The following is a 23,349-nucleotide window of genomic DNA, read 5'->3' on the forward strand; positions in this document are numbered from 1 at the left end:
AAACGACTGCTATTCACCAACGCGTTTTTCGGTACTAAAGCGAAGTACGAGTTCGTGAACTTGTTTGACTGTTTCTTTTAAATCATCACTCGCTGCAAGTGAGGCTTCAGAGGAACGCTGCGTCTCTTCAGCGCCATCTGCCACATCTACAAGCTGCTGATTAATATGCTCGGCTACCGTACTTTGCTCTTCAACGGCCGATGACATCTCAACAGTAGCATCTGCAATACCGCTCACTGCATTATTTATCTCAAATAAGGCTCCGCGAGTTTCCTCGACAATCAAGCTGCCTTTTTCAGCAGACGCCAGTCCGTCGGTAGACACTCTAACTGCTCTGTCCGAGCGCTCTGCAAGCTCGTTGATAATATTATGTATTTTATCTGTTGAATCGCGAGTACGTGAGGCCAGCGTACGCACCTCATCGGCAACAACCGCAAAGCCTCTACCTTGCTCTCCCGCTCTTGCCGCCTCTATGGCCGCGTTAAGCGCCAGCAAATTGGTTTGCTCGGCGATGGCAGAAATGATGTTGGCTGCTTCGCCAATATCGCTCGTAGACTGCGCTAACTCGGTCACTGTCTCTGAAATAGATTCTACCGCTTGGCGCAAAGACACTATCGCCTGCATGGCCTCTTCTGCTTTTTGATTACCCATATCCACATTCATAGCAGCGGTTTTTGCGCTTTTCGCATTGCTCTCTACGCGCTCTGCTACTTCTTGAATAGCTTGGCTCATTTGCGTTACCGCAGACGCTATTTGTTGTGTTGCCTGATTTTGCTGTACAACCGCGGCACTCGTGTTTTCTGCTTGAGTATGGGTTGTTCTAGAAACCGCTTCTAAGCCAGCAGATGCATCTTTGATCCGTGCTAACGCCGTTCTGGTGCGGGCAAGTTCGCACCCCAACGTCAGTTTTGCTCGCGCAATATGACTGGCATCAGCGAAATAGGTTTGCGCAACAATTTCATTGTTATAACTTTCGGGGCTTAGCGACAGAAACTCTTTCCATTCAGCTTTCGTTTTGCCCGCTTGAGCTGCAATTAATACAAGAAGCGCGACAAATGAAATAACAGCTGCAGTTGTATTTGCGGTAAACCACACTGCTGCCACCATAAACAGCCCAATCAATAGAGAGGGCCACACATGAGCTAAGCCTTGGGTAACCTGTTGTGATAAAGGCGTTGAAGACTGCCCCGCATTGAGCCGCTTGTACATGTCGGTTGCGCGCCTAATCTCATCATCAAACGCGGGCACACGAACAGACTCGTAACCAACAATAGCGCCACTTTCGTAAACCGGCGTTACAAACGCCGATACCCAATAATGGTCGCCATTTTTTCGTCTATTTTTCACCAACCCAAGCCAGCACTTACCCGATTCTAGTGTTGCCCACATTTCTTTGAATACTGAAGGTGGCATATCGGGGTGACGAATAAGGTTATGGTTTTTACCTATTAGTTCATCACGCTCGAAACCACTGACCTCTGCAAAATCGTCGTTACAGTGCTGTATGACACCGCGCTTATCGGTAGACGAAATAAGTCTATAGTGAGAAGGGTATTTATACTCTTTTTGAGTAACAGGCTGGTTATTTCTCATTCAAAACGTGCTCCGTTAGGTCTAATCGCGGCAACAGATAGGCCTCTGAACCGTACAATTAAGATTAGATCAATATTAGATAACGTCTAGTTTTAGAAAAACTTTAATTAAAAAAAAGTGTTACGAGATTTATATGCCTGTTGGCCTAGTGCCTTTTACCCACTAATCTTCAGGCGAACTACAAGGGATAGAGACGACGACTCGCGTGCCCACCCCCTCGGTACTGTAAATATCTACTTTTCCGCCGTGCTCTTCTACTATTGTTAGCGAAATAGACATACCAAGCCCTGTACCTTCTCCCGGCGGCTTAGTGGTATAAAATGGGGTGAATACTTTGTTGAGCACCTCGGCTGACATCCCAGCGCCTTCGTCTTCAACAATGAGCAGCACGTTGTCATTGTCTCTCTCAACTTTCAACGTAATATTTTTACCCTCTGCAGTGGCATAAATAGCGTTGGTTAAAAAGTTGACAAGAACCTGCTGTATTTGCCCTGAATTCCCTTTAAACGTCACATCATGTTCTGGCTCACAAAAAATGACATTGTTTTTATACCTATAAAGATTATTGGTGAGTTTAATTGCGGTCTGGAACGCCTCTGTTGCACTTATTTCAGTACGTTTATCAGAGTTCGGGTAAGAAAAGCTTCTCAGTGCTTTAACGATATCAATAATCCGCTCTATTCCCTCTGAAGACTCTTCAAACATCTCAGCAATATCTTTAGCACTGTCTTTTAAGGCGTAATCCTTCTCTAACCTCTCGAAGGTGCTGGCTATGTGTCCGCCGGCCTCACGACACAAGTCGCCTATTTGCTCAAGGGCACTTTGGTAATCATTGAAAATTTCTTTAGCAACTGTTGTGTTACTGCGAACGTAACCAATAGGGTTGTTAATTTCATGGGCAATCCCCGCAGCAAGCTGCCCAAGCATGGCCATTTTATCGGCACTAACAAGCCTTTCTTCCAACTGCTTCCTATCTTCTTGCATTGTTGATATGGCAGCTTCTTGGTGGCTAAGCTTATGGGATTTGAGTTGATAGCGAAGGCCAAAATTCAAATAATGCTTTGTGGTATCGAGTATATAAAGGGTTTCTTCATCGAGATTGTCGTCTTCGGTTAACAACGCTAGCCAAGCAAACTCGTTATCCGCAAGCTCATGCATAAAATGAATAACTCTCGCTTCCTTTTTTGTATCATCGCGCTCAACAGCATTAACACACCAGTGGGCATAACCTTCGGTGAGAGTTAAAGGTAGCTCATTGACAATAAGCGTAGAGAGGTCATTAGCCTCAATCCAACCTTCGTTCGGCGTTAATACTTTATTGTCATCACCTACCACCATATCGCCATTTTTCACAATGAAGGCTTTTCCACAGCGGGCCTGACAAAACTCAACGGCGGACTCAAGCGCAGAGAAAATAAAGGATGCGACAGTGTTGTTTGCACCAAGCTGTGATGCAGAGCGACTTAAATAGAGCAGCTCTCGTTCTCGCTGCTTAGAAGCTTGAAGGGATTTTCGGAGGGCTTGGTTAGCTAAATACGCATCTTGAGAATAGGTTTCTAAAAAGGATTCAGCGTTTTTACGGGCTATTTTTTGGCGCTTTAGCTGCCGCTCTAATGAATTGACGCGGGCTTCAAGCTCGTTAACCCTCTCATTGGCAATGTGGTTTTTCTCATTACTCAAACGTAAGCTACCTTCAAGACAACGACGGGCCTTAAACCTAGACCCGCTTAATTGCTAGCAATGACTAATAATTAGCTAGCGTGTCGAGAATCTGCATCACTCGTGCGCTAGCCTGCTCCATTTCTATAAGCTTAGCATCAGATGTCGATTGATCACCTGCTAATTTTGCTTCTATGGCTGCTTTTCCACTCAAATGTACTGTTGCATGTGGGCTATCAAGCTCTCGGAAAGCTGCTGACTTACCTACATGGCTACCCGTATTTTCCCTGTACCACTGCCCTAAGCGACAATTTGTGTGATCTGATAGTTCGGATACTGACTTATTGCTATACCCGCAAAGCATGGCATAGATATCAGCTTTCCAAACAACATGGTCTAACTTAACGGTTTGAATAAACGTGCTAAAGGCACCATCAGTTATGGTCGATTTCATTGTCTTACAATGGCCCACCATACCTTCGTAACTGCCGTTTAACTCGTTAATACCCGCTTCTAAGTTTTCGTTATTACTGCGCAGTTCGTTTACACCCGACACCGCTTTTGCCGTGCTCTGAATAATGCCGTTTACTAATTCAGATACCTCCGTTGCAGACTTATTCGTTTCAGTCGCAAGCGCTCGTACCTCATCGGCAACCACACTAAAACCTCTTCCCGCATCGCCGGCTCTAGCGGCTTCAATTGCCGCATTAAGTGCTAGTAAGTTAGTTTGGTCTGATATGCTGGTAATGGTTGTAACGAATTTATTAATGTTATCCGCCGTCGTTGATAGACCGGAAATACGCTCACTCATACTGCCCATTTGAACATTTAAGCCGCTCATGTCGTTAACAATGTTGCCAAGCGTTGATGCCGACTGCGAAAACAAGGTATCAATATCGGATATTGAACGGCTTTCGGCGTCGATGGTTTCAAATGCAGCCAGCACTGTTTCTCTAATGCTGTCTATTTGCTGTAATGCATCTATCACACACTTGAGAAGTACAGAATCATTAGCCTGAGTTCCCGCGGCAGTCAGCTCTTCAACTTCGTTAGCTAAGGCTGAGTTTTCAGCTTCTAATTGCGCTACCTTATCCAAGGTATCTTGAAGACGCATTTCTAGCTGCCTAGCTTGCGCTTCTTTTTCTTCATATTTACCGCGTGAAACAAACATATAATTTACCGAAAAGTGAGAGTAATTCGTTTTTTCAAGAGTAACAGAAAGTAAACCGCAGTGACTATTAACCTGAAGTAGAAAACGAACATAAAAGCATGTAGTTATGTTATCGACCGTACCACGCGCTGCTTTAACACTTTACTTATTTTCAGCTGTTAAGGGCCTTTTATGATTTTAGATAAGAGTTTGGCGATAAAAATAAGGTTCAACACTGGATAGCGGGCCTACAGTTTCTCACTGCAAATGCCGTGTAAGAGTGTGAACTTGCAGTAGCAAATTTTATCAACGTTTAGATGAATAGTAGGAAACAGCTTATTAGTAACATTTCAACAAATTGAAAAGAGGTTACCATTGCAGCATTTTTAGCTGATGTCTTTTTTAAGCAGTTGGGCTGCGGTTTTGAGCAAAAATTAACAGTCGCTAACCAATTATTTACTTGCCTTATTGTTGCGGTGATTTTCCACAATGGTGTTTGAAACGCTAATTTTAATGTTTGCGCTATTAAGTGTAGCGACACTTCTTCAAACGCTGAGCGGCTTTGGCTTTGGTCTTATCGTGGTCTCTAGCTTTACTCTGCTTAACATCATGCCGCTTACGGCAACCACGTTTTTAGTCAGTTTTTTAAGCTTGTTTAACTCTGTTAGCTTGGTGTTTAGAAACACCCACCATGTAAATAAACAGGCCTTCATAATCTTACTATCAACAGCAATCCCATTTTTAGCCATAGGCTATGTGCTGTTGGAGTACCTTTCACAATACATGTCAAACTGGCTAAATGTGTTACTTGGGTGCATTATTTTATTGTGTTGCGCACTACTGCTGGTTAAGCGCAGTGTTTCGTCGACTTCGCCTTTCGGTTTTGGTGTAGCAGGCGCACTAAGCGGAGTGCTCGGCGGATTGTTTTCAACATTCGGACCACCGGTTGTATTTCAATGTTACCGCCAAACTTGGTCAATTGTAGAAATCCGCATTACGTTGCTCGCGTTCTTTTGTATGACTTCGCTACTAAGACTCATTGTAGTTCCTTTCGGTGCACTGCCCTCTTACGACATGCTTATATCGACACTTTTCGCCGTGCCTGTGGTACTCATTTTCACACGAATTGGACGCCTTCTTACAGCTAGAGTATCTGCAAAACACATTCGAGCCCTTGCTTTACTGATGCTTACCCTAAGTGGCAGTCTGCTTATCATTCAAAATATACAGATTTGACACAAAAGCATGTAAATAGAGCGCTGTGAATGCAAACTCGGCAAATAAGTGCTATTTCGAGTGTTCAATTTCTACATGTTCGTTGTTGTGAGAATGTCGATGAAGATGATCTTTGCTATCTCTACATGGCTCTCCAGGAAGCTCAAATTCTATTGTTGTATGAGCAAGCTGAAATTCAGTCAAACGCTCTGCAACTTCACTTTTGAGTCTTAGCAGCGTCTGTGTATCCACACTACAGTCAATCACTAAATGGGCGGTGAGTACGTGCTGTTCACCGTCTAATGACCAAAAGTGCAGATGATGAACTTCCTCGACATGAGGCACTTCAAGCAGGGCGCTGCGAATTGCTACTCTGCTTTCTTGATTTGGTACGCCCTGTAAAAACAGTTTCATGGTTTTCACCACATACCGCACAACGTTGATCGAGATAAATAGCGTAAATATGATGGAGAGAATAGGATCAAGAATTGGCCAGTGTACAAACTGCAATAAAATCGCAACACATAATACCGCAACCCACCCCATCACATCTTCAATTAGGTGCCAGTTGAGCACTTTCTCGTTCATAGAGTGGCCGCCACTTAATTTATAAGCTGCGAATCCATTAACCGCTATTCCCATTATCGCTAGCACTATCATGCCTTCAGTGACTGGCATGGTAGGGTTAAATAGTCTCGGTATTGCCTCAAGCAATATCCATATTGAACCCACAATCAAAATCAGTCCATTTATCATCGCTCCAAGCAAACTTAGCCGCTTAAAGCCGTAAGAATACTTTTCCGTTGCAGCTTTATGCCCCAGCTTACTGAGGTACCAAGCAAGGCCTATAGATAGCGTATCGCCAAGGTCGTGCACTGCGTCAGCCATAATAGCCACACTGTTTGTTAACCAGCCGCCAATAAATTCAATAATGGTAAAAACAAAATTTAGCCAGAAAGCCCAACCTATTCTATTACTGTCAGTAACCTTGCTTTCGTGGTGGTGTTCGTGGCTATGCACGTGGTGATGGTGATGATGCATATACAGCTCTACTGTTTTTTATATAAGCGTATACGAAAATGCCCGACTAAACACATCGGGCATTTAAAAAAACAGGCTCATGCAATCTAAAGCTTATCCACAAAACCTCGTTATGTAGTCTTGATGTGGCGGAAGCTTATCGACACTCCGGGAAATACCATCGCTAATGCCGTTTAACAAACTAGCGAGCTCTTGCCGGCTCATTGTATCAACAATAGGGTGATAGCTTTGCGGCATGAGACCTTGACCAATCATTACTTGTTGCCAAGAATCATCAAATAACTCGTTGCCTTCGCGAAAAACTCTGCCTGTTTTCTTAAACAATTCAATGCGGTGTGTGAGAGAATCAGGTATATCCATTTGACGACAATGACGCCAAAAAGGAGTGTCTGATCTATTCGTAACGTGATAGTGCAAAATAATGAAATCGCGAATATGCTCGATATCGAATTCTGATTGCTTATTAAATTCATCGATATCTTCCTGGATAACACCTTGGGTTGGGAACATACGTAAAAAGCGAACGATTCCCTGCTGAATGAGATGTATACTTGTCGACTCAAGCGGCTCTAAGAAACCGCTTGCTAACCCTAAAGCTAGGCAGTTTCTATTCCACTGCTTCCTCCTTCGCCCCGTTCTAAAGTGAATAACGCGAGGGTCATTCAACGGTTTGCCTTCCACGTTTGCTAGTAGTTTCTCGACCACCTGCTCATCGGAAAAGTAATTGCTGCAGAACACCATACCATTGCCAACGCGGTGTTGGAGAGGGATTCGCCATTGCCACCCAGCTTCATGGGCAATACAGCGGGTGTATGGAATAGGGTCGCCTACTGACTCTGTCTGCACAGCAACTGCGCTGTCGCAGGGTAACCAATGAGACCAATCTTCATATCCTGTATGCAGCGCTTTTTCTATCAAAAGCCCCCTGAACCCAGAACAATCAATGAAGAAGTCTCCTTCAATGGTTTCACCAGAGCTAAGAGTAAGAGACTGAATAAAACCGTCACTCTCTCGTAGCTTTACATCGCATATTGTAGAATCGATGCGTCTCAGCCCTTCCTTTTCAGCAAGCTTACGCAAAAACAAAGCATATTTTGTAGCGTCAATATGATAAGCGTAGTTCAGACCGTTGTTAGGCAGATGCGCAAATTTATTTGCCTCTGCAGCTTGCCGCTCCAAGCAATAATCACCAAAGTCGCCTGCAAGCCCCTCTTTTAATCCTCTAAGCCAAAAATGTTGGAAGCCCGCAGCCCAACAGTCCTTACCAGTGACGCCAAATGCGTGAAGATAGGCGTCGTTAACATCTTTCCAATTCTCAAAGTTAATTCCGAGTTTGAATGTCGCATTGGTCTCAGACATAAACTCCTGTTCGCTTATTTTTAGCAGCTTATGAAAGAAAACGAGAGTAGGGATAGTTGCCTCACCAACACCTACGGTACCGATATCTGAGCTTTCTATAAGCGTAACGTCAACTTCCTTACCCAATAGACGTGTGAACGCTGCCGCCGCCATCCATCCTGCGGTACCGCCGCCGGCTATTACTATTCGTTGTTTCTGTCTTGCCTGATTAGACACTGTCATAAAAACCTCAGAACTACTGCTTTAAATTATTTACAAGCCACGCTTTAAACTGACGATGCGTATTTTCATCAATATCCCCCAAGGGTCCTTTTTTTGAATCCTCAATATGTTGAAATCGATGGTCATCACCCGAAAACACATAAAAATCAAATAATGCCTTCCATGCTTTTCTTTGAGGTTTAGGCAACTGCTTAAGTGTGAGCAAAGCATGATAAAGCGCGTTTTCAGCACGCCCTAAAAATTGTTCACCCTCTCGCCACCAGAAGTTCACTAACAAATTAAGATCTTCTTTGGCTTCTATGTGGTGCCACCACATGGCGGGAATGTACAAAGCATCGCCGGGAGATAAATCAATGACCAAAGCGTGACGCATTGCTTCTTCAAACTTTGGATATGCGGTAAGGTCTGGGTCTGCAAAGTCAACCATACTAATAGACTGCCCTGCAGGCGTGAAATGAAGAGGGCCAATATACAGATTTTCAACCTGATTTGGCGGAAAGAGGATTACACGCCGTTTACCAGCGGCCACGCAAATTAGATTGTCTGACGCATCGTAGTGAGCTGCTATTCTACTTTTATTCCCAAGCCATAATGTTCCCAACGGTTTGAGTTCACTGAGCCCGATGTCATTTTCAGTTAATAAGCCGGGTAAACAACTATCTATCGTTGTTGAGCCCACATAGAGGGTGTCGGGTTGCGACTTAGCTTCATAGCGTTTCAATTTCGAAAGTGCTTCGCTGAAACGTATTCTTGAGCGCGTAAAGTTAAAACCCGACAACTCTTCGTTATAAAACATCCTTCCATTATCTTCAAACGGAAGGTGAAGGGCGTCTACCGTTGTTTCTTGGTCAACAAATGACAAAAGGTAGTCACGAAGCTCGTCATTTGAAGTTTTTGCGGCATTCACCAATGGCCAATCTTCAACAAGATTGGAAATGAAAACAGGCTCGTCGCGACCTTTTAAAAAACCTTTTAGGCTTTCTCGTTTCGCGCCAACTACAGAGGCATCAACCACCGAAGGCGAGGCGCATGACATCTGCCATTGGCTGCGCACAGAGTTACTGTTTTCTTTGAGCATTATTACCTCTTCCTGCCTTGGCGCTGTATTTTATGAGCAAAGTACTTTTCACAGCACCGCTTTTTTCATATCAACTATTTTGCTCAACTGCGACATGGAAGCGAGCATCATGAAGACTGTTGAAAGATGCCCCTTTTGATTGAGTGCAAACAATGCTTCAGCGTCTAAATCATTGAGCTTGTCCTCATTAACGGTGTAAAAGCCAGATAATCGATTAGTACCATTACCATCTAAATTTATGTCCACAACAAATGACTCGACAAGATCGTATCTCGTCATTGCATCTATGAATTCTTTATGGACCGCTTGAGATTCGTGTATTGTGCTTAACACATTAGCAATATTATCGATATATTCGCTATTACCACCATGGGGCAGAAACACGCTAACACTATCAGACGCTCCATCCTCCCCCTTAATCACCCGAGGGTCCTCCATATCAATATGTATTGATAGTGTCTCTCCCGATTCTGCATTTGAGGTATTTCGACCTATAAGGAAAGGGCCTTTTTCCACCAAAAGTGGTTTGTACGATGCGTTCCATTCACCGTCTTTGAGAAACAAATTTTCATTTTGCTCTAGCCCAAGGAGAGCAACCATTTGAAAGTTTTCTTGCGCATCTTTTGCAAAAACTAAGGGGTAACATGCTTGGGCATGGCGTACTTCAACCGGGAAAACTGGCACACACATTTGGTCATGGCCAAAAGCATGCTGGTAGCTCTGTGCTATTTTTACATCTTTATGCTCTACATTATTAAGCAATACATGATGTGCCATAAAATCTCCTATGCTCTATTCACCGAACGAATAGAATTGATAAGCGTCCTATTTGAAGGCAAAGCAGATAGCTGCTGCTGCCCATACTTCTGCGTTTGTCGTACCGCATTATACGTCGACGACATCAAACTCGTGCTGTAGCGCAACCGTTCCAAATGAAATGCGCTTGGTGGCTTCATACCATAAAGGACATACATGTAACTGGCTGCAGGAAATAACTCATCCGCGTAAATGAAATCAGATGTCGACACTGGCCTATACCTCCATTGCATAAGCCATTCTTGAAGTTGGTCGGAAGCTGTTTCTAGACTAGACATATATCGCCAATACTCAGAGTCTCGACGTTCACTTAACACATAATGTAATTTTAAAAAGTCGACGATTCGTTCCCAACGCTGAGAAAAATTTGCATTAAATTGCTTAGCAACTGCCTTTAATAGGTCGCGATGAGCCGGTAAATTTTGCGCTATAAATTTAGCAGACAGTTCCACCATAACGAGAGCAGATGCTTCTAAAGGTTCTACAAAACCTGCGCTTGTGCCAACTGCAACGCAATTATTCACCCATGCTTTTTTTCGATAGCCTGGATTAAATGAAATTTTCCGAATGGCATCGCCAGATATAGAGGATAACTTATCGCAAGATGAAACATAAGATAGTAGCGTTTCTACCGCCTTTTCTTCGCTGCAAAATTCGCTGCTATAGACGCACCCTACTCCCTTTCTATGCGGCAGGCCAATATCCCAAATCCAACCGTTTTTATGCGCTGTTGAGAGCGTTGCAGAGGCAATATCTTCGTTTTCATTCTTATAAGTTGCCTGAATAGCCACAGCACTGTCGTTTTTTAAACCACAGGAGACATCGGTAAATTCTGAATGATAATACCCACCAATTAAGGTTGCCGCAAAACCGGTACAATCTACGAATAAATCCCCTGTGATATTACCGTTAGTGCACTCAAGAGCGGAGATATTACCAATACCGTCAACTGTTACCGCTTTTATGTGGTCGCGGACATGCGCAACACCAAGTACATTAACGCAATGGTTTCTCAGAAACTCAGCAAATTTGTGTGCGTCTAAGTGGTAGCCATAATTAGCGACTGCTGCAAAAGGAGGAGTTTGTGCTTGTTTAGGCGCTTTATGACTATCACACAAAAAAGATTGCGCACTGACAACGTGTGAGAATGATGGCGCTCCAGAATCGTTGTGCTGATTCAGTAACCACCATGCCCCGATGTTTCCCTCAAAAAAGCCTGCGGGCAAACTAAACGGGTGGTCGTAAACATCAGTGCGCTGATTAGAAGGGGCGTATCGCCAATCAGTAAACCTGGTTCCTTGCTTAAAAGATGCGTCGCAAGCAACCAAAAATTCGTTTTCATCAACTCCGATTTTTCTAAGAGTATCCCTCATAGTAGGCCATGTGCCCTCACCGACACCTAAAATTTTGACATCAGGAGACTCAACTAATGTGACAGAAATATTGTGATTACTTTTAACATTGTGCTCTGCGGCAATCACTGCGGCGGTTAACCAACCTGCTGCACCACCACCAGCAACAACTATAGACTGAATCGCTGTTTCGTTGTCTTCAAAGTTATCGTGCAATGTCACGTTCCACTCTTACCTAAAATGATGAATTATTTGATTTCGATTGAACAAAATAAAGCATTGCGACTGACAGTCGCAATGCTTTTGCGTATTACAATTTTCTTAAGTTAGAAGCTATAGCGTACACCCACGTTGTAACGCGGCTCAACATCATAAATGCCCATTAGCATATTCGGATGACGACCTATTGAGCGCTGATATTCACCAGTGACGTTTATGCCCTCAACAAAGACCTCGAGATCTTCGTTAATTTCATAACGCACGTTGACATCAATTTGGTCATACGCCTCTACGTAAGTTGGATTACGCTCGCCGTTTCCATCGATTGTGGCGGATAAAAACTGATCGCGCCAATTCCATGCAACACGGACTTCCCAGCCAAACTTCTCGTAGAACAACACAGCATTGGCGGTGTCACTTAGTCCCAAAAGAACAAATTGATTCTGTACGCCTTCACCTTTATTGGTGTTGTAATTGTCATACTCTACGTCACCATCAACTGTCGTGTAGTTAACAATGACACCAAAACCACTCTCGCCAAATATGTGCTGGACAGCCATTTCAAAACCATCCACCGAGCGGGAAGTGTCAGAGTTAACTGCCTGAGTTACTGTAATAGGTAATAATGGATCTTCTCCACGAATACCTTGCACAGGATCGCCAAAGTTGTTTCTCAAATACTCCAATACCGCGTTAGCATCATCGGTACCCAATGCATTGACTGCTTCATTGTAACGAGGTCCACCAAATGGCGTAGGCAAGTCGAAGATAGTATCTACAAACGTATCGGACCCTATGAAATTATCAACGGTTTTATCAAAATAACCAATTGAGACGTAACTTCCTTCTCCGTAGTAGTATTCAGTAGAGAAATCTATATTTGTCGACTCGAAGGGAAGTAGATTTGGATTACCGGCATTTCCTGTACCACCGTTAAAGCGAGCAAGTTGGTTAACCGTTAAGCCGCCTTGAATATCGGCATAGCCAGGGCGAGTTATGGTTTCACTATAAGATGCGCGCACATACCAGTCTTCCTGAACTTCCATCTTAAAATCAAATGATGGAAGCAAGTGATCATATCCACCATCAAGTGTAGTGAAAGTTTCACCATCGATAACCGCATTAAACTCGTTCGCACCAGACCATTGAATAGTAGTGAATTGCGGAACTAATGCTGTTGATTCAACATCGGTATCTTCATAACGTAAACCTGCACTGATCCAAACGGGCCTTTTGGCAATTTCAAACTCCATATTAGCCTGAACGTAAGCCGCGAGCTGCGTCTCAGTTACCCGTCTGTCCACTTGGTAATTCGGGTCCATACATAAGCGCGTGCCACACGGACTAATTGTCTCGCCATTTGCTGCAGCAATTGCACTTATTGCACCAATTAAGTCTTGAATGTTGGATGCGTAATAGAAAGGTTCTAGATCAGCGCCATTGCTGCCTAAAACGTCGTCAAACCGACTAGGCAAATCCTCTTGTATAAAGATATCATCTGGATAATCATCGGCCGTACCATATCCGCCCCAAGTATCACGTTGAGCGACGGAGTATGCTGAACGGTTTTTTGATTCCATTGCAGTAATACCAAAGTCGATACTGGTTATAACGCCTTCATCTAAGTAGTAATTTCCACGGAACTGCAGCTGATCAATGTCAGATTTCATGAAGCTATTACGTAAAGAGGTACCCGAAGTAGACATGCGGGAAGGGTCTAACCCATCTACCCCATCAGCATACGTAATGCTCATAACAGGAAAATCTTGCGAATAATCAACCTCAGTAAGTACTCGGTCAAAAGATACAGCACTTACGACGTTGTCGCTGCCCAGGTCATTTTGCGGTCCAGCTTCTGCTGTAGATGAATGGTAATCTAATTCAAGTGTTAAATTATCCGAAGCCAACCATTCAACATTAAAACCAATGGATTTGTTTTCGTTGTATACCGACGCGTCAGATGTGCCTAGACCAACATCACAGCATGTTGCGTCTGCATATATCACCGGCCCCATAACTGACCCTTCAGTGTTGGTTCCAGGCGTATACTCACCAAATGCGGGTACACCATTAAACCACGTTGAAAGCTGCTGGCGTTGAGTTCGAGTCTCAAGTTCTGAATAAGTATAGTCTAGCGTCGTGGTCAGTGTGTCTGTAGGAGCATACTGAAGCGTCAACTGGCCATTGGTTCGTGTTCTCGTAAACTCGTCAAAATTGTACGCTAAGTTTCTCGGTACAGAATAGACGTCGTTAGGCCCTGGAAGGTTAGTAAACGACCCATCTCTTGGTAGAGAGCCCCAATCTCCACCATCACCTTTTATTGTATACCAGCCATTGCCTGTTTCTGCACTAGCTTGGCCACCGTCACGCTCCTGATAAGAACCGATGAGTTGAATACCAAACTTATCATCATTGAAGGTTTCACTGTAAATACCAGATAATAAGGGTGTAATCGTGCTTCCAGTCTCGGTAGAGCCATCCATCATTCCTTTTGCGGTAATCGTCGCTTTACGACCAGGATTTGATAACGGCTTAGCAGTAACCAAGTTTACGGTAGAACCTATTCCACCTGTTGGCTGCGAGGCAAGACTTGTTTTGTAAACTTCAACTGCCGATACACCTTCAGACGCCAAGTTTGCAAAGTCATAAGAACGAGATGAAGAGGCGGACGTTGCTGCTATATTAGCAGCTGGCATTTGTCGACCATTTAACGTGACGACATTATAGTCTGGACCAAAACCACGAACCGTAATTCGGCTACCTTCGCCCTGTGAGCGGTCAATAGATACCCCGGTAATACGCTGTAGCGATTCTGCTAGGTTTGTATCTGGGAATTTACCAATATCTTCTGCAGAGATGGCATCAACAACACCTGAAGCTGCCTTCTTTGTGAGCATCGCTTTAGTTAAGCTCTCACGAATACCGCTTACTTCAATTACCTCAAAGTCTCCTGGCTGAAGCTCTTCCTCTTTTTCTTGTGCATAAGATGTAGGCGCAGCCAGTATCCCTAAAATCATAGAGACGCTTGTAGCGAGCCGTGTTTTTTGAAATGTGTGTTTTCTCATAAGTTTCCCAGCGTGTTATATATTGTTAAAAAAAGATACAAAACCTTCCTCAAACCCTACCGCATATTCGAGCTTATTCTTCAGACCAACCATTAAGAATCGATCAAACAAAGCCTTATGTAAGCGCTTACAAGGCGAGACGCAAGTTGAAAGCGCTTACATTTATAAAAATACTCCCCATAGAAATGTAATGCAAGTGTTAATAAACATTGTGTAAATTCATACACTCAGAAAAATACAGTAAACATCTGATAAAAATAAATATTTTGCAAAAAAAAACCAAATATTAAGTTTTCAATTGTTAAAATAGATAAAGAAAATTTCTGAGCTAAAATGAGAGAAAGCAGTTTTAACTGGCAAAAGTTTATACTTTGTTAACTCATGCATTAGACGAATTAACTAAGACACCTGATGTTAAAATTATGCAAATAGGATTGATCTTTCTTCGACATTATCATAATGTTGCGCAAATGTAAGCGCTTCCAAATTTATTACGCCGAATTTTGTAAGCGCTTTCAAAAAAATATAAGCCATCGCGGCGATTTCTTTACAACACTCTTAGCAGGGCTGAAAGCAATGACTAAACATGCATCAAAAATTACGCGGATTACCGCCGCGTTGTCAGTCACGACCCTATTTGGCTGCGGTGGTGGAGCCACCACATCCACAGATATCGACGTCGTTGACGCGTCAGCGCCGGTTTCAGACTGGCAGCTAGTCTGGAGCGACGAATTCGACGGTTCAAGCATCGATGAAAATAAATGGACCCACGAAGTAGATTGCGCCGGCGGTGGTAATAACGAAGCACAGTGTTACACCGACAGCGAGAGTAACTCATTTGTCGACAACGGTATGCTAAATATTGTTGCTCTTCCCGCAGAAGAAGGAGCGCCTAAGCCGTACACATCTGCACGCCTAAATACACGTTATAAAGGCGACTTTAAATACGGCCGTATTGAAATGCGTGCGAAAATGCCTGAAGGTCAAGGTTCTTGGCCAGCATTTTGGATGATGCCAACCGACGAAGTATACGGCGGATGGCCACGCTCTGGTGAAATCGACATCGTGGAAGCAGTGAACCTTAAAGCTGCCGACATCGATGGCAATCCTGAAAATCATATCTACGGCACACTGCACTACGGCCAAGAGTGGCCGAACAACGACAGTTCAGGCCAAGCTTATTCGCTACCAAACGGTGCTAACCCTGCCGACGATTTCCATACCTATGCCATTGAGTGGCAAGAAGGCGAAATCCGCTGGTATATGGACGGTTACTTGTATGCTACGCAGCGTCGTTCTGAAGTACGCGAAAATAGTAAAGGTGAAGCCACCGGCCTTTCACACCGCGGCTGGTATGCAGAATACTATGAACAAGGCACAGGTGAGTTAACAACTCATTGGGACAATGCACCTTTCGACCAAGAGTTTTATCTTATTTTAAACCTTGCTGTTGGAGGAGCATGGCCTGAGTCTGTGAATGAAACAGGTATCGACGCTGAAGCATTTGCAGAAGGTCAAAGCCTTGAAGTTGACTATGTTCGTGTTTACGAATGTGCATCAGACCCAATGACAGGCAAAGGCTGTGAAACGGTTCGCCCAGGTTACGACTCACTTGAAGATGCGCTAGTTGAAGGCGCGGCTCCAATTCCGTCACCACCCTCTACAGGTATCGCGCAGAACCTGACTATTTTCGACGGCACGCCTAATCCAAACTGGCCAGCATGGGACTGCTGCGGTGGTTCTACTCCTGCACTCGTTGAAGATGCAGAAGAAGGTCAGGTTTACGAGTTTAGTATTGGTGACGCGCCAACAGTGATGGGCTTTATTAGTCGCTCGGCATTTATCACCGACCCAGATGGCCAAGCTTCACCGTTTGACGCTTCGCCAATGGAAGAAACTGGCAGCATTAAGTTTGACTTAAAAACCGTGGCACTTCCCAACAACGCAACAACTTCATGGTTATTTAAAGTTGAGAGTTCAGAGGGCTCTACCTTCGCCGAACTTCCTCTAAAGGATGGCTACGTAGGTCCAGCGGATGTAGCAGGCGACACACCTGAGCAAGGCGTGTGGGAGTCGTACGAATTCCCACTGAGTGTATTAGCAGAGGCAGGCCTAGACACCAGTGCCATCGACGTAATCATGGTATTCCCACTGTGGGATACGGGCAGCGGTGCGGTGTATCGCATGGCCAACGTTGAAATTTCACAAGAAGGCGGTGCGTCATACCCTGAGCTTACTATCTTCGAAGCTGGACAAAATCCAAATTGGCCAATGTGGGATTGCTGTGGCGGTTCAACACCAACTGAAGAAATGGATGATGAAGAGCACGGCCTTACTGCTGAGTTCCGTATAGGCGCAGATCCAACAGTTATGGGCTTCACCACTCGTGCTATTGATGGCGGCGGTGCTACTCCATTTGACGCTACTGCACTTACCGATGGTGGTCTACTTCAATTCGAGATGAGAGTTGTTAGCTCGCCAAATAATCCAGACTCAACTTGGTTATTCAAAATTGAATCAAACGACGCTGCCACTGCTGTGGAGCTTCCACTTAGCGACAGCGTAGAAGGTCAGGTCCCTGTTGAAGGTGAGTGGCAGACTTACACGTTCTCCATTGCCGATTTACAAGCTCGAGGCTTAGATGTAAGCGGTATTGACGTCATCATGATATTCCCAGCGTGGAGCACGGGTGAAGGAGCAGTTTATCGCTTAGATAATGTGAAGTTCTTCCACCCTGATAGCGGCAACGAAGCTCCAGCAGGCGGATTGAACATTTTCGCTGACACCGCTGCAGAGCAATGGTCTATCTGGGACTGCTGTGGTGGTTCAACACCAACAGAAGAAGTAGACGACGCTGAGCACGGAACCGTTGCTGAATTTAGAATTGGTGAAACACCAACGGTAATGGGTTTCCTTGCTGATGAAGACGTGTCTTACGACGCATCGGCATTACTTTCTACAGGCGTAGTTCGCTTTGAAATGAAAGTAAGCGCAATGCCAATTGATACATCAGGTGATTGGTTATTCAAAATTGAATCAATTGGCGCATCAACCGCAGTTGAACTCCCTATGTCTGCAAGCTTAGAGGGTGTTGCCCCAGTTGAGGGCGAGTGGCAGACATACACTTTCCCACTGCAAACTCTTTATGACGCAGGCCTGGATATCAGTGCTATCAACGTTCTTATGATGTTCCCTACATGGGGGACAGGTAATGGCGCTGTATACCGCGTAGACAATGTTGAAATAGCAGCACAGTAATAAAGCAATGTGCCGCCAGTAGCCCTGGCGGCACGTCAAATTGATAAGAATTAGTAGGCAATTATGAAAAACACTACCTTTAAAAAGACCCAGCTTGCCACTTCTATGGCTTTGTTATTGGGCTCTACCTTGGCAATGCCTAGCTATGCACAAGAAGACGAAACAGCCACTCCAGAAGAAGGCGAAGTTGAAGTTATCCAAGTTAGCGGTATACGCGGCAGTATGATTCGCTCCATGGACTTAAAACGCAGTTCAAACGGTGTTGTTGATGCAATATCGGCAGAAGAACTTGGTAAGTTCCCAGATACCAACTTGGCAGAGGCGCTTCAGCGTATTACCGGTGTAACCATAAGCCGTAATAACGGTGAGGGTAACGAAATCACGGTACGTGGTTTTGGTCCAGAATTTAACTTGATAACGCTAAACGGCCGTCAAATGCCGGGTACAGGTTTCACTCGTTCATTCAATCTGTCTAACCTCTCATCTGAAGGTGTTAACACGCTTGAGCTTCAAAAAACTGCTCGCGCTGAAAACCCAAGCGGTGGCCTCGGTGCAACGGTGAATATCATTACCATGAAGCCACTAGCGCAATCAGGGCAGCAAGCCTCATTTTCAGTAAAGGGTATTTACGATACCTCAAACGAAGAAGGTGATGATGTAACACCTGAAATTGCAGGTGTTTACAGCAATACTTTTGCCGATGACATGTTTGGTTTTGGTGTATCTTTTTCTCACCAAGAGCGTGACTTCCAGCAGCAAGCGGCGAACATTCAGGGCTGGCAGTTACAAGAGAACGATGCGCTACCTGAGTTAGACCCAGAAAATGTAGTTGATAACCGTTCTAACATTACCAATGCTGCGTTCTTCCCTAAAGATATGAACTACAGCATTAGTGATGTTCAGCGCGAACGTTCAAATGCGCAAGTGACCTTCCAGTTCCGTCCTATCGACGACTTCACAGCAACGGTAGACTACACGGCGTCTCGTGCTACCACAGGAACTAACACTGTGGGCTGGGGTATTTGGAATAACTTCGGTTCAAACATTAATGCTTATGAGCTAGATGCAAACGGTACGGCAGTTTTTGCTGATATCAGCGGCGACGATGGCTCGTTCACTGCCAGCAGAAATACCACACGCGTTGACGCTCGCTCAATTGGTATTAACCTTGATTGGATGGTAAACGACGACTGGCATTTAGCCCTCGATTACCATGATTCATACAACGAAATAGACAACGGATACGATGAAGGTCTTGGCAGCTCTGGCCAAATTATTCTTGGTTCAAATCAGCTTCAGTCAAAAGTGTACGACTACCGCGAAGGTGATATTCCTCAGGTATTTGTAAACTGGAACAACGGCACTAATGAAATTGCGCCTGGCGAAATAGACTCTAACTTTAGCCAGTTTATCTATTCTCCTGGCCGTTCTGATATTGAGCAACTTCAATTGGACGGTACTTGGTTCAACTCTGCTTTTGATATTCCTCTAATTAAAGTGGACTTTGGGTATGCACGCACAGAACAGGCGCTAAGTGGATTTGAAGCATGGAGCGGCTTGCGAGGCGGCCCAGGATTTAACCCATCGTTTACTCAAATATTCCCAGACAGCATGTTCGTACGCAACGACACCAGCGGTTTCTTAGATGCCTTTAGTAGCGGTGGTGCGAATATGAACCCTGGGTATTACTATACCTTTGATTTCGACGAAGCTATTGCCCGCCAATTGGCGTTTATTACTGCTGATGTCGTAGGTGAGGCTAACGCATACTCAATCGATCCATATTACATGGGTGCTCCTTCTGTAAGTAATGTAGAGGAAATTACAGACTCTATTTACGTACAAACCGAGTGGGATTTTGAGCTAGGCGATTACTACGTTCAAATTAATGCGGGTCTACGCTACGAAGAAACAGAAGTACCTAGTTCAGCAGAAGTTCGTGTTCCACAGCAAGTCAACTGGGTAGCCGCTTCTGAGTGGATTACACAGTTTGAAGAAGGTCTTCAGTTACAGGACTTTACAGGCGAGTACGACATTCTTCTGCCTATGTTCGACGTAAAAGTTGACGTAACTGACGACGTGGTAGCACGTTTCTCATGGGGTAAGTCAATTACCCGAGCGCCTATTGGTTTATTGCAAGGCGGCCTAGCGTTTAGCGGTAGTCCTAAAATTGGTGCTCGTACTGCCTCAGCGGGTAATACAAGCTTGCTGCCTTTTGAGTCATCAAACTTAGACCTCTCTTTTGAGTGGTACTACGACGAAGCAAGCTACGCGGCTATAGGTCTATTTAGAAAGTCAGTAGACAACTACATCACAACAACGGGTCAAGACCGTCAGTTCGAAGGTCTTAATGATATTTACTTAGGCCCCCGTTGGAATGAAGCGGTAAATGCACTTGAAGCAGCTGGTACACAGGCTACTGATAGCGCTATTTACGACTACTTTGTGAACAACGGTTATGCCGATGAAAACGGTGTTGTAACACCGAATGCAGACGACCCGCTTATTACATGGCGTACAACACAGCCGGGTAACTCTAGTGATGCGAAAACCGTAGAAGGTATCGAGCTTGCTATTCAGCATACTTTCGGTGAAACCGGCTTTGGTTTTGGCGCGAACGCCACATTGGTAGATGGCGATGTTGAATACGACCCGTATAACCTTGAAGAGCAAGACCCACTAGTAGGTATTAGTGACTCTGCTAACTTCCAAGTGTTCTATGAAAAAGATGGCTTGTCGGCAAAAATCACTTATGCGTGGCGTTCAGACTATGTCGTAGGTATTGGTCAAGCTCAAGGTTCGTCGGATAACCCAGCCACTCAGTTCGACACGTACGCGCAAATTGATGCAAGTATTAACTATGACGTTAATGAACATCTTACTGTGTTCCTAGAGGGCATTAACATCAACGATGAAACTGAGCGTGGATATGGACGTTTTGAAGAGCAGTTCTTATTTGCTCGCCAATACGGCCCGCGTTACACACTAGGTGCTCGTTATACATTCTAAGTGTATTTAGTGTTGGGCTTGTATTTAATAACAAGCCCAATTAAAAAGGCCGCTTCATTCACATGAAGCGGCCTTTTTTATTGGCATGAGTCAGTCCGTCTTAGAACGAACCGATAACAGACAGTCTTGCATTAATTGGCGCACCAACCGTTGCTTGATGTCTAGAGTGCGCGTTCGGGAAGTACAATGTGTCAGTTAAGTTTTCCACATTAAGCTGTAAACGCATGCCGTTGTTTAGCTCGTAGTATGCAGACGCATCGACACGGGTGTAGCTTGGTAGGACTGGCGAATCGGTAGCGGTAACCACAAAACTCTCATCTTGATAGGTTGCGCCAATACCAAAGCCTAACACGTCGCTTACTTGATATGTTGTCCAAACCGACATAGTATTTTCTGGAAGCTCACGAAGCTCTACTCCATTCGCATTTTCACCGTCTAAGTTGCTGTAGTTGGCAGTAACAAACCACTTATCAGTAATGTAGCCCTGTAGCTGCAGCTCAAAGCCTGACACATCAGAATCCACTTCTACGAAGCCTTCCGGGTCGTTAGGATCGTTATCCAATGAGGTTTGCTCGTTTTCAAATATCGCTGCTGTAAAGCTCATGCTGTCAGCAAAATCCCACTTCACACCAATTTCTTGGTTAGTAAACGTATCAGGGTCTAATCTATTAGCATCGCCGTTAATATTGGCATACTGCTCGCCACTGCGCGGTAAAAACGACTCACTGTAGCTGGCATAAATTGAGATATTTTCTTGAGGCTTATACACAAGACCTGCACGAGGAGAGACTTCCTCATCAGTGCGGTTACGGGTTTCTAATACCTCAGGGCGTGCGTCAAATACTTCAATATCGAAGCTATCGAAACGAGCACCTAATACAAGGTCGAAGTTTTCTGATAGAGCAATTTCGTCTTGTACGTAAAATGAATATACGTCTAGGTCTACGCGGGTATCGTCGTTTAAATCCGTAAATGCAGTAGTGACTGTATTTCCAGCCGCGTTAGTACCTGTTAATCCTCTAAAGTCTAAAGGGCCGCTAACTAGGAAATCTTCTTGGTCGTCGCCATTTGAATCGAAGACCGAGTTTAAACGATTCTGATCAGATTCAGTATTGATAAACTCACCACCGAAAATAACCGTGTGCTCAATGCTACCCGTTGCAAACTCACCGACTAGGTTTGCCGACAAGATAAGATTCTCACGTTCAGTACCGTCAATGTAACCATCAAGCGTCGCAACGTTTGTCTCTGGGTCAAAGTCAGCGGCATAAAAGTTGGCATATACCTTGTCATAGTCACCGTAAAAGGCGTTAAAGTTACCTTTTAAGTTGTCTGAAAAGTTGTGCTGTAAGTTGGCGCGAAACACGTCAGCTTCTAACGTTTGATAGTTATTTTCAGGGTCGCCAAAGACAATGTTTTCAAACGCTTCTACCGGCTCACCGTTTGCACCAGTAGGAACACCACGGTCGATAAAACGCTCGTGGTCGATATACTCATAGGATAAATCAACGATTGTATCCTCGCTCAACTGAAAGCGTGCTGTAGGGTTAAAGCCGTAACGATCGCCGTAAAAGAAATCACGATGGTTATCTAGACTCTCGTACATAGCATTAATTCTTACCGCAGAATCTTCGCCAGTGTCGATGTTGGTATCAAGCTGTAAGCTGTACGCGCCAAATGTGTTAGCAGATACGTTGTAGTTTACAAACTGCTGATCGATAGTCGCTTTCTTAGAAACGCGATTTAAAATACCGCCCGTGCCGCCACGACCGAACAGTAATGCGTTAGGACCACGTAAAATTTCAACTTGCTCAACATTGTACAGCGCACGATAGTATTGAACGTCGTCGCGATTACCGTCTATATAAAAATCGGCTGTTGAACGTACACCACGAAACACAACGGCGTCACGATGTCCTTCACCCTGAGAGGTGTTTACCCCTGGGGTGTAATCGATAATTTGGCCTACGCTTGTAATACCGCGGGCAGTAATTTCCTCTGCCGTCATGATAGATAAACTTTGTGGTACATCGATAATAGGAGTAGGGCTTTTGATAGAGTTTGATTGGTTTACCGAAAGATACTTTCCTTCAACAGTAAGTCTTTCAATATCTTCCATTGCAACCCCAAGGGCAGCGGGACTCAACATTACGGCTGTAGCAATAGTCGTAGGTTTAAATTTCACTATAATTCTCCACGTGTTCTACAAGTTTTATGTGTGATTTTGGTTAGTAGTCAGGGGTTAACCCTCTATTTATACTATTTGCACTGCGTCTTGAATGCGCCTTTTAATGTAAATAGGAATAGTTACTA

The 23,349-nt window shown here is 44.4% G+C and carries 13 protein-coding genes; 3 read left to right on the plus strand and 10 right to left on the minus strand.

Annotated elements, in window-relative coordinates:
* Window positions 1-9 precede the first annotated feature (9 nt).
* From CW735_RS18165 to CW735_RS18175, 3 genes are all read right to left on the minus strand, one after another.
* Window positions 10-1,593, minus strand: coding sequence for a methyl-accepting chemotaxis protein (locus CW735_RS18165; protein WP_071980880.1), 1,584 nt, complete (start codon window positions 1,591-1,593; stop codon window positions 10-12).
* Between the two features lie 162 nt (window positions 1,594-1,755).
* Window positions 1,756-3,273 (minus strand): ATP-binding protein, encoded by a 1,518-nt coding sequence (locus tag CW735_RS18170; RefSeq protein WP_100973064.1) that lies wholly within the window; start codon window positions 3,271-3,273, stop codon window positions 1,756-1,758.
* Window positions 3,274-3,337: 64 nt separating this feature from the next.
* A complete protein-coding gene (locus tag CW735_RS18175) occupies window positions 3,338-4,423 on the minus strand; it encodes a methyl-accepting chemotaxis protein (protein ID WP_100973065.1) in 1,086 nt (361 codons plus the stop codon).
* A gap of 468 nt (window positions 4,424-4,891) precedes the next feature.
* On the opposite strand from CW735_RS18175, the gene CW735_RS18180 reads away from it, so the two are divergent.
* The gene (locus CW735_RS18180) at window positions 4,892-5,638 is read left to right on the plus strand and encodes a sulfite exporter TauE/SafE family protein (protein WP_100973066.1); all 747 of its coding nucleotides are present in this window, start codon (window positions 4,892-4,894) and stop codon (window positions 5,636-5,638) included.
* A 51-nt stretch (window positions 5,639-5,689) separates the two neighbouring features.
* Here CW735_RS18180 and CW735_RS18185 read toward each other — a convergent pair whose 3' ends face one another.
* The 6 genes from CW735_RS18185 to CW735_RS18210 all read right to left on the minus strand — a co-directional run bounded on the left by CW735_RS18185 (window position 5,690) and on the right by CW735_RS18210 (window position 14,721).
* Entirely contained in the window at window positions 5,690-6,658 is a 969-nt protein-coding gene (locus CW735_RS18185; protein ID WP_100973067.1) for a cation diffusion facilitator family transporter, read from the minus strand.
* 93 nt (window positions 6,659-6,751) lie between these two features.
* A complete protein-coding gene (locus CW735_RS18190) occupies window positions 6,752-8,239 on the minus strand; it encodes a tryptophan halogenase family protein (protein WP_100973068.1) in 1,488 nt (495 codons plus the stop codon).
* Window positions 8,240-8,252: 13 nt separating this feature from the next.
* A complete protein-coding gene (locus tag CW735_RS18195; protein ID WP_232368322.1) occupies window positions 8,253-9,317 on the minus strand; it encodes a cupin-like domain-containing protein in 1,065 nt (354 codons plus the stop codon).
* Between the two features lie 48 nt (window positions 9,318-9,365).
* Entirely contained in the window at window positions 9,366-10,094 is a 729-nt protein-coding gene (locus CW735_RS18200) for a SapC family protein (RefSeq protein ID WP_100973069.1), read from the minus strand.
* An 8-nt stretch (window positions 10,095-10,102) separates the two neighbouring features.
* Window positions 10,103-11,707, minus strand: a complete 1,605-nt coding sequence (locus tag CW735_RS18205; RefSeq protein ID WP_232368323.1) for a tryptophan halogenase family protein — start codon at window positions 11,705-11,707, stop codon at window positions 10,103-10,105.
* 104 nt (window positions 11,708-11,811) lie between these two features.
* Window positions 11,812-14,721 (minus strand): TonB-dependent receptor, encoded by a 2,910-nt coding sequence (locus CW735_RS18210; RefSeq protein ID WP_232368324.1) that lies wholly within the window; start codon window positions 14,719-14,721, stop codon window positions 11,812-11,814.
* Window positions 14,722-15,345: 624 nt separating this feature from the next.
* Between CW735_RS18210 and CW735_RS18215 the strand changes: the two genes are divergently transcribed.
* Together CW735_RS18215 and CW735_RS18220 are read left to right on the plus strand one after the other, a co-directional pair.
* The gene (locus CW735_RS18215; RefSeq protein WP_100973314.1) at window positions 15,346-18,027 is read left to right on the plus strand and encodes a glycoside hydrolase family 16 protein; all 2,682 of its coding nucleotides are present in this window, start codon (window positions 15,346-15,348) and stop codon (window positions 18,025-18,027) included.
* A gap of 63 nt (window positions 18,028-18,090) precedes the next feature.
* Window positions 18,091-21,036: a TonB-dependent receptor gene (locus tag CW735_RS18220; RefSeq protein ID WP_071980885.1), complete on the plus strand. Its 2,946-nt coding sequence runs from the start codon at window positions 18,091-18,093 to the stop codon at window positions 21,034-21,036.
* Window positions 21,037-21,136: 100 nt separating this feature from the next.
* Here the strand turns inward: CW735_RS18220 and CW735_RS18225 are convergent, their stop codons facing one another.
* Window positions 21,137-23,221, minus strand: a complete 2,085-nt coding sequence (locus CW735_RS18225) for a TonB-dependent receptor (RefSeq protein ID WP_071980886.1) — start codon at window positions 23,219-23,221, stop codon at window positions 21,137-21,139.
* Window positions 23,222-23,349 lie beyond the last annotated feature (128 nt).

It is taken from the genome of Alteromonas sp. MB-3u-76 (assembly GCF_002831605.1).
Taxonomy (GTDB): domain Bacteria; phylum Pseudomonadota; class Gammaproteobacteria; order Enterobacterales; family Alteromonadaceae; genus Alteromonas; species Alteromonas hispanica.

Coding starts and splice junctions, on each gene's coding strand:
- CW735_RS18195 (WP_232368322.1), bottom strand. CDS start 9,317: ATGCTCAAAGAAAACAGTAACTCTGTGCGCAGCCAATGGCAGATGTCA.
- CW735_RS18210 (WP_232368324.1), bottom strand. CDS start 14,721: ATGATTTTAGGGATACTGGCTGCGCCTACATCTTATGCACAAGAAAAA.
- CW735_RS18200 (WP_100973069.1), bottom strand. CDS start 10,094: ATGGCACATCATGTATTGCTTAATAATGTAGAGCATAAAGATGTAAAA.
- CW735_RS18215 (WP_100973314.1), top strand. CDS start 15,346: ATGACTAAACATGCATCAAAAATTACGCGGATTACCGCCGCGTTGTCA.
- CW735_RS18175 (WP_100973065.1), bottom strand. CDS start 4,423: ATGTTTGTTTCACGCGGTAAATATGAAGAAAAAGAAGCGCAAGCTAGG.
- CW735_RS18190 (WP_100973068.1), bottom strand. CDS start 8,239: ATGACAGTGTCTAATCAGGCAAGACAGAAACAACGAATAGTAATAGCC.
- CW735_RS18180 (WP_100973066.1), top strand. CDS start 4,892: ATGGTGTTTGAAACGCTAATTTTAATGTTTGCGCTATTAAGTGTAGCG.
- CW735_RS18165 (WP_071980880.1), bottom strand. CDS start 1,593: ATGAGAAATAACCAGCCTGTTACTCAAAAAGAGTATAAATACCCTTCT.
- CW735_RS18220 (WP_071980885.1), top strand. CDS start 18,091: ATGAAAAACACTACCTTTAAAAAGACCCAGCTTGCCACTTCTATGGCT.
- CW735_RS18185 (WP_100973067.1), bottom strand. CDS start 6,658: ATGCATCATCACCATCACCACGTGCATAGCCACGAACACCACCACGAA.